Annotated in this window: 7 protein-coding genes; 2 read left to right on the top strand and 5 right to left on the bottom strand. The window is 36.7% G+C overall.

Going from position 1 to position 10116, the window contains the following annotated elements; translation table 11 throughout:
* Positions 1-160 precede the first annotated feature (160 nt).
* A complete protein-coding gene (locus JK139_RS08445; protein ID WP_068248209.1) occupies positions 161-364 on the bottom strand; it encodes a cold-shock protein in 204 nt (67 codons plus the stop codon).
* Positions 365-541: 177 nt separating this feature from the next.
* The gene (locus JK139_RS08440; protein WP_074417812.1) at positions 542-1408 is read right to left on the bottom strand and encodes a DUF4382 domain-containing protein; all 867 of its coding nucleotides are present in this window, start codon (positions 1406-1408) and stop codon (positions 542-544) included.
* Positions 1409-1770: 362 nt separating this feature from the next.
* Between JK139_RS08440 and JK139_RS08435 the strand changes: the two genes are divergently transcribed.
* Positions 1771-2571 carry an NIPSNAP family protein gene (locus JK139_RS08435; RefSeq protein WP_074417813.1) on the top strand — a complete coding sequence of 267 codons (801 nt, stop codon included), beginning with the start codon at positions 1771-1773 and terminating at the stop codon, positions 2569-2571.
* Between the two features lie 79 nt (positions 2572-2650).
* Here the strand turns inward: JK139_RS08435 and JK139_RS08430 are convergent, their stop codons facing one another.
* Entirely contained in the window at positions 2651-4636 is a 1986-nt protein-coding gene (locus JK139_RS08430; protein ID WP_075051686.1) for a S9 family peptidase, read from the bottom strand.
* Between the two features lie 215 nt (positions 4637-4851).
* Between JK139_RS08430 and JK139_RS08425 the strand changes: the two genes are divergently transcribed.
* A complete protein-coding gene (locus JK139_RS08425; protein WP_228733174.1) occupies positions 4852-6714 on the top strand; it encodes a M1 family metallopeptidase in 1863 nt (620 codons plus the stop codon).
* 66 nt (positions 6715-6780) lie between these two features.
* On the opposite strand, the gene JK139_RS08420 is transcribed toward JK139_RS08425, so the two are convergent.
* Positions 6781-7359, bottom strand: a complete 579-nt coding sequence (locus JK139_RS08420; protein ID WP_075051683.1) for a DsbA family protein — start codon at positions 7357-7359, stop codon at positions 6781-6783.
* Between the two features lie 118 nt (positions 7360-7477).
* Positions 7478-10075 carry an ATP-dependent chaperone ClpB gene (clpB, locus tag JK139_RS08415; protein ID WP_218331055.1) on the bottom strand — a complete coding sequence of 866 codons (2598 nt, stop codon included), beginning with the start codon at positions 10073-10075 and terminating at the stop codon, positions 7478-7480.
* Between the last annotated feature and the right edge of the window lie 41 nt (positions 10076-10116).

Here is a 10116-nt window from a genome sequence, read left to right as displayed (position 1 = left end):
TTGCAACTTTTAAATTTTTATTGCAACAATATTTTTAATCGAACATTGAAAATTACTTTTTGAGGGTTGACTATTTAAATGGATGTTTGACACATATCAAAAAAAAAGACCGGCAGCAATGTTGCTACCGGCCTTGGTAAGGTTGTAAATAGATATACTTTTATACTATTCTTTTAACATTAACAGCGTTCAAACCTTTACGGCCTTCCTGTACATCAAATTCAACTTTGTCGTTTGCTTCAATCTGGTCAATTAAACCATTGGCATGTACAAAAGTTTCTTTGTTTGAATCGTCATGTTTGATAAATCCAAAACCTTTTTCTTCGTTAAAGAACTTTACAGTTCCTTGAATTTTTGTGTTCATTGTAAAATTTAAATAATAAAATAATGGTTGCAAGATACGGTTTATTCTAATATCTGCATAATTTAATTGTACTTATTCAGATATCTTCTCGTTAAATGGAATTAAATTATTGTTTGTAAATAAATGGCATCGGAAAAGTTATATTCCGATGCCAAGTTTTGAATTTTCATGCTTTGGTTATTGATGTAGTTGTATCACGCCAATATTTACATTGTTTGCCCCATTAATGGTAATATTGTTAATTGTAGTGTCTTTGTAACCATTAGATGCATTGATGAATACACTATATGAACCGTCTTTTAATCCCCGCACCTTAAATTCCCCATTTTTTTTGGGAATTGCATAAGCTGTATCTTCACCACGGTAAATACTTAAAACCGAGTACGCATTGAATGGCAATACAGTACCAGATATACTTCCTGTTTTATCTTCAGTAAAGAAATGAAAAACTGGTTTCAGGTAAAACTGGTTATTTATTTCAATTATAGAACGGGCAACATCAAAATCCAACCATAATCTAGAGGCTCCCGGTTGATATTCTTCCCATTCATCTCCCTTTAATTGTATTATTACATAACCCTTTGAACCGGGAAATAAATTTAAAGGATAGGATACACTATTTTTAACTAATGAATTCCTGGAACCCAAATTAATTCTAATTAATCGAATAGCACCCACTTTTATGTTTGCTGAAGCTAACAAAGTATCAACTCCGTTGCTAAGAGAAAGAATATCATATATACCCGGTTGTACATGTAAATTTTCCCAAACAAAACTTCCTTCCGGATGATGGTGTTCATCATCATCGCCTACCCGTTCCCAATTAGTAGTATCATTGTTTCGGGTATTTTCTGAAGTATCTACCAAAACCATTACTGAATCAATATCTAAATACACATGATCGAAATAACCAGGACCATCCGTCATATAAAGACTAACCTTCTGTGTTCCCGGTGGCAGCTGTACAGAATTACTTTTTGAACATGCAGTCCAAATAAAGATGGCTGATAAAAACAGCCCAAAAAGGAGGATTTTATTTTTCATTTTGTAAAAGTTTTAAGTAAAATTGATTACATGGATATAGTTTAACTTTAGTTGGCAAAAAACGAGCCAATGTTTAATGAAAAGATACCCGTTCAGTTATTTTGTTGCCCAAACGAGCTTAAAAAAAACTTAAAAATTCATCCAGTATAAATAAGCCCAACAATTGATATTCCTCAAATAATACAGAAATGCTTAACAAAACGCAGGAATAATTGAAATGCACTTGCATCGGAGCACTACAAAATGTAGCTTGCAGGCTGAATTTAAAAAATGGATAGTCCTGATTGTACTACTTACAAAACCAAACACAATCATCACCAATATCCAATCGCTACCATTTTGTAACTGATAAATCAAACCATATGAAACGACTGGCTCAAAAAAGCATGCTGGCTTTGTCTTTATTTTTTATTGCAGCAATTTCAAATTCATTGAAAGCACAAAAAGAAAAACAGAAAAAAGATTATTACCTTATTAAAGTTTACCATTGTAAAAGCACTGACCAGGTAAACATGGTAAATGATTATTTAGAAAAAGCATATTTACCTGCCTTACACCAACATGGTTTTGAAAAAATTGGCGTATTTACAAGATATGATAACGATACGGCTACCGACAAACGTGTATATGTTTTTATCCCAAATACAGTTGTACAAAAACTATTGTTGCTGGATGATGAATTATTAAAAGATGGTAACCTGCAAAAAAATGGTACAACTTATTTGCAGGCTACTTATAACGCTCCTCCTTATCAGAGAATTGAAACCATAGTGCTAAGAGCATTTAAAGACCATCCAATGTTTGCCTTACCTCAATTAACCGGCCCACTTACCGAACGTATTTATGAATTAAGAAGTTATGAGGGTTCTAACGAAACCTTCTATCACCAAAAGGTGAAAATGTTTAATGAAGGTGGTGAAATCAATATTTTTAAAAGCCTCAATTTTAATGCAGTTTTTTATGCAGAAGTTTTATCAGGCTGCCATATGCCCGACTTAATGTACATGACAACATTTAATAATATATCAGACAGAGATGCGCATTGGAAAGCATTTGGCGACAGTCCGGCCTGGAAAACATTATCTGCTTTACCGGAATATCAGCATACTGTTTCTACTGCTAATATTTATTTACTGCATCCTACATCTTTTTCAGATTTTTAAACAACAAACTTTAGCCTATTTGCATAAAAAAACCTGAGCAGAGTGCATCAGGTTTTTTTGTGATTATTTCAATAGTAAGCTATTGTAAGTATTGTTTAAACCATACCAAATACCGCTCTAACCGATCAACCTGATAAGAGGGTTTGATAATGCCATGATGTTGCCCCGGATAAATCACCAATTCAGTGGGTACACCAATTGATTTTAATGCCTGATACATTTGCTCTGCGCCAATGGTAGGTACGTTAAAATCTTTTTCACTGGCCATAAATAATGTTGGTGTTTTAATTTTGTTTACGTGAAAAAAAGGATAAGACAATGCCATCCATTTTTCAGGATGTTCCCATGGCTTCCCTAATTCTGTTTCGTATTGTGTAATGTATTGATCGAAGCCATACATACTTAATTGCAAGGAACTGCCTGCACCGCTGGCCGCTGCCTTAAACCTGTTATCGGTAGCAATGGTATAATTGGTTGAAATACCACCATAACTCCAACCGCTAATTCCCATTCTGTTTCCATCAATTTTTCCGGCTTTAATTAAATAATCTGCTGCGCCTGTTATATCCATCACTTCTTTATTACCCCAATCTGCATAAATGGCTTTAATATAAGCCAAGCCACTACCGTTACTACCTCTGTAATTAACACCTATCACAGCAAAATTCCCTGCTGCTAAAACTTGCCTTGTAAAATCAAAAGCATAGTCATCTTGCGCTACCGGGCCACCATGTATATAAAATATGGCAGATAACTTAGTAGCATTATCCATACCCGGAGGCGTAAATAACAGGCAGGGAACTTTTGTTCCATCTTTACTTACTGATGTAAAGCCTTCTACTTTAGCCAGGGTAAGTGATTGCATAAAATCATCATTCATGTGCGTTATCTGGTGCATGGCATTTCCTTCTATCACCACCACTTCATAAGGATGATAGGGATCGCTCCAAAGCGCTGCCATTTGCGATTTATTATCACTCATATTTAATCTTTCCAAACAAAATTCACCCTCCACAAGTGGTTGTATTTTTTGGGTAGCCAGTTCTACTTTTGCAAGATATTTTTTTCTGTTATCAGTTATCAAACAATAGATATACTTGCCATCGGCGGCCCATTGCTGATTTGAAACAGGTCTGTCAATAGCAGTGGTTAACAACACAGGTGTTCCACCATTGGCAGGCACAACCACTAAAATATTTTGGCCATACATGGTAAAAGCCTCATTGCTGCTGGATTGTAAATAAGCAATCGATTGCCCGTCGGGACTCCACATAGGACGCGTATCACTGCCCGGCCAAGTAGTTACTTGTTGTAAAGAAGCTCCTTTTTCGGCATTCATCAACCATATATCGGTATTATCATTCTTATCAGGATCAGCCGTTCTGTTGCTTACAAAAGCAATACGTTTACTATCGGGACTCCAAGCCGGAGCACTTTCATCAAACTGGCCCTTTGTTAATGTATCTAACTTTTCGGCCTGTACATCAAACAAATATAAATGGGTATGCCGGTTGTCTAAATAACCCGTAATATCTTCTTTAAAATGGTAGCGATCTATTACGTAAGGTTTTCTGGTTTTTGTAGAGGCTGTATCAGAAAAATCCTGGTCTTTCATGGTTAAAAGAATTTGTTTACCATCCGGACTCCAAACATATTCATCCAAATCTCCTTTTAAATGGGTAATTTGTTTTGCCTCACCTCCACGCCTGTCTAAAAGCCAAATTTGCGCCATTGCATTTCCCATTCGTGCTGACACAAACGAAAGATATTTCCCATCTGGGCTCCATCTGGGCATTGATTCCGATTCAGGTGTATGGGTAAGCTGTACAGTCTGATGCCCATCCCAACTCACCATCCAGATATCTGTATTGCGCTTATCTTTAGCACTATCGGCCATACTAACGGTGTAAGCTATCCATTTTCCATCGGGCGATACTTGTGGATCTGATACATTTTTTATCCGATAAATATCCGTTGGCAGTAAACTGCGTTTTGATGATGACTGTGCCATTACAACCGAACTGCCACTTATAAAAAGCACTACGGGCAATATCCATTTTTTCATGTGCATATATTTCTGTTTAAGTGATTGATTCAATTTTTGGTTCCCTGTAAACGAATGATATTACACCCACCTTTCGCGTATGATCATTTCACATGAACAGGGTATTTTTTTGTTGTAAATATATTACAAACATCCTTAAGCCATGTGCCACTCATATAATTCCGTTCCTGAAAAATGAATAGAATGAAATAACTTTCATCTTTAAAAAATTTCAGATGCAGAAAAAAACTTTCATTGTCATTTGCTCCATGCTGCTGGTCATACAAATTTTTGCACAGCCATTATATATGCCTCGAAATATAAAAAAGGCCTATACACAACAAACCCGATCGGCCAATGGCATGCCTGGTGTACATTACTGGCAAAATACCGGCAACTATGCTATAGCATTACAAGTATCACCGCCTTTCAGAACCGTTCGTGGATCAGAAGATATTACTTATTTTAACAACAGCCCAGACTCACTTGCCTATTTAATTATAAAATTAATTTTAAATATACACAAACCCGGCGCATTACGCTATAATGATGCATCGGCCAATTACTTAACATCCGGTGTACATATTGATAAAGTTAGCGTAAATGGTAAAACAATAGAATGGCAGGAACCCAATTATCATGCTACCTGGCAGGCATTACGCTTTCCCCAAAAATTAATGCCTAAAGATTCTGTTCAATTGCATATTGACTGGCATTATGATGCATCATTGGAAAGCGGCAGAGAAGGTATGATTGATTCCACCACTTTTTATCTGGCTTATTTTTATCCAAGAGTGGCTGTTTATGACGATTACAATGGATGGGATAAAGAAGATTTTACCGATCAGCAGGAATTTTACAATGATTTTAATAACTATCGTTTGCAAGTAACTGTACCCAAAAATTTTGTGGTATGGGCAACCGGTAATTTAAACAATCCAAAAGAAGTGCTGGCACCTAATATCATTGAACGGTTAGAACAGGCGCAGGAAACAGACTCTACCATTTCTATTGCCACTCTGAATGAAATGTTGCAGGGGAAAGTAACACAACAAAAAAACAATACCTGGAAATTTAGTGCAGACAACATCACGGATATGGCTTTATGCGTGAGTGATCATTATGTTTGGGATGCGGCCAGTATTGCAGTTGCCCCAAACCGGGAAAGAGTGAGTGTGCAATCGGCATACAACGATACTGCAAAAGATTTCCATCAAATGATAAACTTTGCTCATCATGCCATTGACTGGTTTTCAAAAAACTGGCCCGGAGTGCCTTATCCTTTTCCTAAAATAACGGTATGCCAGGGTTATGCAGATATGGAATACCCCATGATGGTAAATGACGGTACGAATGATGACCCGGTTTTTTCGCGTTTTGTAGCAGAACACGAAATTGCACACTCCTATTTTCCATTTTATATGGGCATTAATGAAAACCGTTTTGGCTTTATGGATGAAGGTTGGGCTACTACCTTTGAATACCTGATTGGACAGGCAGATTTGGGGCCAAAAGTTGCAGCAAATTTTTATCAAAGTTTTAGAGTGCGTAGTTGGATTAACGATCCATCGGCAGAAGAAGATATTCCCATTATTACACCTGCTAATATTTTGAGAGGTCTTGCCTATGGTAATAATGCCTATGGAAAGGCATCGCTAGGCTATTTAGCTGTTAAAGATATGTTGGGTGATGATTTGTTTAAAAAATGTTTACATACCTATATGAACCGCTGGCACGGTAAGCACCCCTTTCCATGGGATTTTTTCAACACGTTTAACGATGCCTCGGGGCAGAACTTAAATTGGTTTTGGCAAAATTGGTATTTCACGAACGGGTACATTGATTTAGCCATTCAAAATATTACTAAAAATAGCAAAGGGTACACCGTTAGTATTAACAATATCGGTGGATTTGATGCGCCGTTTGATGTAATGGTTACTTACACCGATGGAAGTACAGATGCTATACACCAAAATGCTTTTATCTGGAAAACCAATGAAAAGCAAGCCAGTATTGCTATTGAAACTAACAAAAGCATTCAATCGTTAAAAATTGACGGTGGTATATTTATGGATGCCAACACAAAAGACAATAGTTGACAGGCACAATAAAAAAAGCCTGTGTTTTATGAGCATGGAACACAGGCTTTCAAATATCCATTATTATTAGGCCCTTTTTTTAGTGGCCTTTTTTGTTTTAGAACCTCCCGAAGCCAAAATAGCATCAATCGCTTTTGAAAATCCGGCTAATGTAATGGAATCAGTATAACGTTCATCATTCAGGAAGAAAGTGGGTACCTCTTTTACCCCTTTTTGCTGGCCATAACTAATATCGCCACGAACCTGCCATCCAAAAGTTGAGTTCATCAAATCATCTAAAAATACTTTACTGGTAACACCCGCTTCCCTTGCATAAGATTTTAAAGTAATGGTACCCAAATTATGCCTGTTCTGAAACAGTAAATTATGCATAGGCCAAAATTTACCTTCCTGCCCTGCTGCAACAGCTGCCTCGCCAGCTTTTAAAGCCCGTTGATGAATATTGGTTAAAGGGAAATGTCTGAAATTTAATCTAACATCATCCGGATATTTTTCCAATACCTGTTTTACCACTTCATTAGCAGCCGCACAGGCATCACTTTCATAATCACCAAACATCATTAAAGTTACAGGCGCAGTATCTTTGCCTACATATATATCTTTTGGTTCAATAATTATGAGTGCCTCTTTGGGTTTCATTGCCATTATTACACTATTTAATCGATAAAAAAATGAATTAAAATCAGCTTATTTTACTGAATTTTGGGCGCAAAGTAGCATAATTAACGCAAAAACAATCAAATAGTGTTTTTCTTTATTACAACTACTCGTTTCTAAATACTACTACCCCATCAAATACATCTACTAATACCGGCTTTAATTTATCCACTTCACCAGCAAGTATTTTCTTGCTCAATTGGTTCACAATAGCCTTTTGAATTAAGCGTTTTAAAGGTCTTGCTCCAAATTGAGGGTCAAACCCATTTTCAGCCAGATAATCAATCAAATAATCACTAAAATCAATATGTATTCCATTGGCAGCAACCAAATCCTGTAAATTCTTTAACTGTATGTTTACAATTCCTTTAATATCATCTTTCATTAACGGCTGGAACATAATTACCTCGTCTACCCTGTTTAAAAATTCAGGACGAATGGTTTGCTTCAATAGATTTAATACTTCCACTTTTGCTTTTTCAACAACTTCCTCTTTATTTTTTTCGTTTACATTTTCAAAAGCATCCTGAATAATCTGGCTACCCATGTTACTGGTCATGATGATGATGGTATTTTTAAAATTAACGGTACGGCCTTTGTTATCGGTTAACCGGCCATCATCTAACACCTGTAACAATACATTAAACACATCGGGATGCGCCTTTTCAATTTCATCTAACAACACAACGGAATAGGGTTTACGCCGTACAGCTTCAGTTAGTTGCCCTCCTTCGTCGTATCCAACATAACCCGGAGGTGCACCCACTAAACGAGATACGGTATGCTTTTCCTGATATTCACTCATATCAATCCGGGTCATCATGTTTTCATCATCAAACAAATAATCGGCTAATGCTTTGGCTAATTCTGTTTTACCAACACCGGTTGTACCCAGAAAAATAAATGAACCAATGGGCTTTTTAGGATCCTGTAATCCGGCACGACTTCTTCTAATGGCATCGGCAACGGCAGTAATGGCTTCATCCTGACCAACAACTCGTTTATGCAACTCATCTTCTAAATTTAATAATTTTTCCCGTTCACTTTGCAGCATTTTAGTTAATGGAATTCCGGTTGCCTTGGCTACAGACTCTGCAATATCTTCTGCATCTACTTCTTCTTTTAATAAACGCTTTTCGGGTGATACCTCATCCAGTTCTTTGGTTAATTGCACAATTTGTGCTTCCATTTCTTTGATTTTTCCATACCTTATTTCGGCTACTTTACCATAATCGCCTTCCCGTTCAGCACGTTCAGCTTCTAATTTCAATGATTCAATAGCTGCTTTGGCATTTTGTATTTTTTCAACAATTTCCTTTTCCTGTTTCCACTTAGCTTTTAAGGTATCGCGTTCAACACTCAACACCGAAATTTCCTGATTCAATTCTTTTAGTTTCGCTTCATCATCTTCACGTTTAATGGCTTCTCTTTCAATTTCTAACTGGCGTATGTTTCTTTCTAATTTATCTAACTCTTCCGGCATAGAATTCATTTCCAGCCTAAGTTTGGCGGCACTCTCATCAATTAAATCAATGGCTTTATCGGGCAAAAAGCGATCGGTTATGTACCGGTTCGATAATTCGACTGCTGCAATAATAGCTTCATCTTTAATGCGAACATGGTGGTGCGTTTCATATCTGTCTTTGATGCCCCGTAAAATAGAAACAGCATCTTCAACAGAGGGTTCATCTACCACTACTTTTTGGAAACGACGTTCCAAAGCCTTATCTTTTTCAAAATATTTTTGATATTCATTTAAAGTGGTTGCACCAATGGCTCTTAATTCGCCACGAGCTAAAGCAGGTTTTAAAATATTGGCCGCATCCATGGCTCCTTCTCCTCCACCGGCGCCAATAAGAGTATGAATTTCATCAATAAACAAAATAATTTCGCCTTCACTTTCGGCCACTTCTTTCACAACACCTTTCAACCTTTCTTCAAACTCACCTTTATATTTTGCACCGGCAATTAACTGCCCCATATCTAATGCATAAATAATTTTACTTTTTAAATTTTCGGGCACATCGCCATTTACAATACGCATGGCCAATCCCTCTGCTATAGCTGTTTTACCTACGCCCGGTTCACCAACCAATATTGGATTGTTTTTAGAACGGCGCGATAAAATATGCAGGGTTCTTCTAATCTCTTCATCTCTTCCAATAACAGGATCTAATTTTCCATTGCTAGCTAATTCATTTAAATTTTTAGCATATTTTGGAAGTATATTGAATTGTTGCGATTGTGTTTGAGAGTTAACGGTAGCACCTTTCCGTAATTCTTTTACCGCCGCTACAAATCCCTTTTCCGTTAATCCGGCATCTTTTAAAATTTTAGCCGCATCATCATTCATCTGCATAATTCCCAGCAACAAATGTTCTACACTTACAAACTCATCGCCAAATTGTTTTAAGGATGCATTGGCTTTTAACAGGGCATTATTTAATTCCCTGCCCAAAGCCTGAGCAGGTTCCACGCCTTGTACTTTTGGAAGTTTGGCAATGCTCTCCTCAGTTTTATTAATAACAAAAGCAACATTTACATTATTTTTTTTCAGTAAATAGGCAATAGAACTGTCTTCATCAGTTAATAGTGCTTTTAATAAATGGTTGGTTTCAATGTTCGGATTACCCGCATTGTAAGCCAACTGCTGAGCGGCCTGAATGGTTTCCTGTGCTTTAATAGTATAGTTATTCAAATTCATATGTTTAAAATTGGTGTTAATGATTGAAAATAGATATAATC

It is taken from the genome of Hydrotalea lipotrueae, from assembly GCF_019249625.1.
Classification (GTDB): Bacteria; Bacteroidota; Bacteroidia; order Chitinophagales; family Chitinophagaceae; genus Hydrotalea; species Hydrotalea flava.
Note: the sequence above shows the minus strand (reverse complement) of the source record. Positions and strands in the feature narration are given on the sequence as shown.

Coding starts and splice junctions, on each gene's coding strand:
- JK139_RS08445 (WP_068248209.1), bottom strand. CDS start 364: ATGAACACAAAAATTCAAGGAACTGTAAAGTTCTTTAACGAAGAAAAA.
- JK139_RS08440 (WP_074417812.1), bottom strand. CDS start 1,408: ATGAAAAATAAAATCCTCCTTTTTGGGCTGTTTTTATCAGCCATCTTT.
- JK139_RS08435 (WP_074417813.1), top strand. CDS start 1,771: ATGAAACGACTGGCTCAAAAAAGCATGCTGGCTTTGTCTTTATTTTTT.
- JK139_RS08430 (WP_075051686.1), bottom strand. CDS start 4,636: ATGAAAAAATGGATATTGCCCGTAGTGCTTTTTATAAGTGGCAGTTCG.
- JK139_RS08425 (WP_228733174.1), top strand. CDS start 4,852: ATGCAGAAAAAAACTTTCATTGTCATTTGCTCCATGCTGCTGGTCATA.
- JK139_RS08420 (WP_075051683.1), bottom strand. CDS start 7,359: ATGGCAATGAAACCCAAAGAGGCACTCATAATTATTGAACCAAAAGAT.
- clpB (WP_218331055.1), bottom strand. CDS start 10,075: ATGAATTTGAATAACTATACTATTAAAGCACAGGAAACCATTCAGGCC.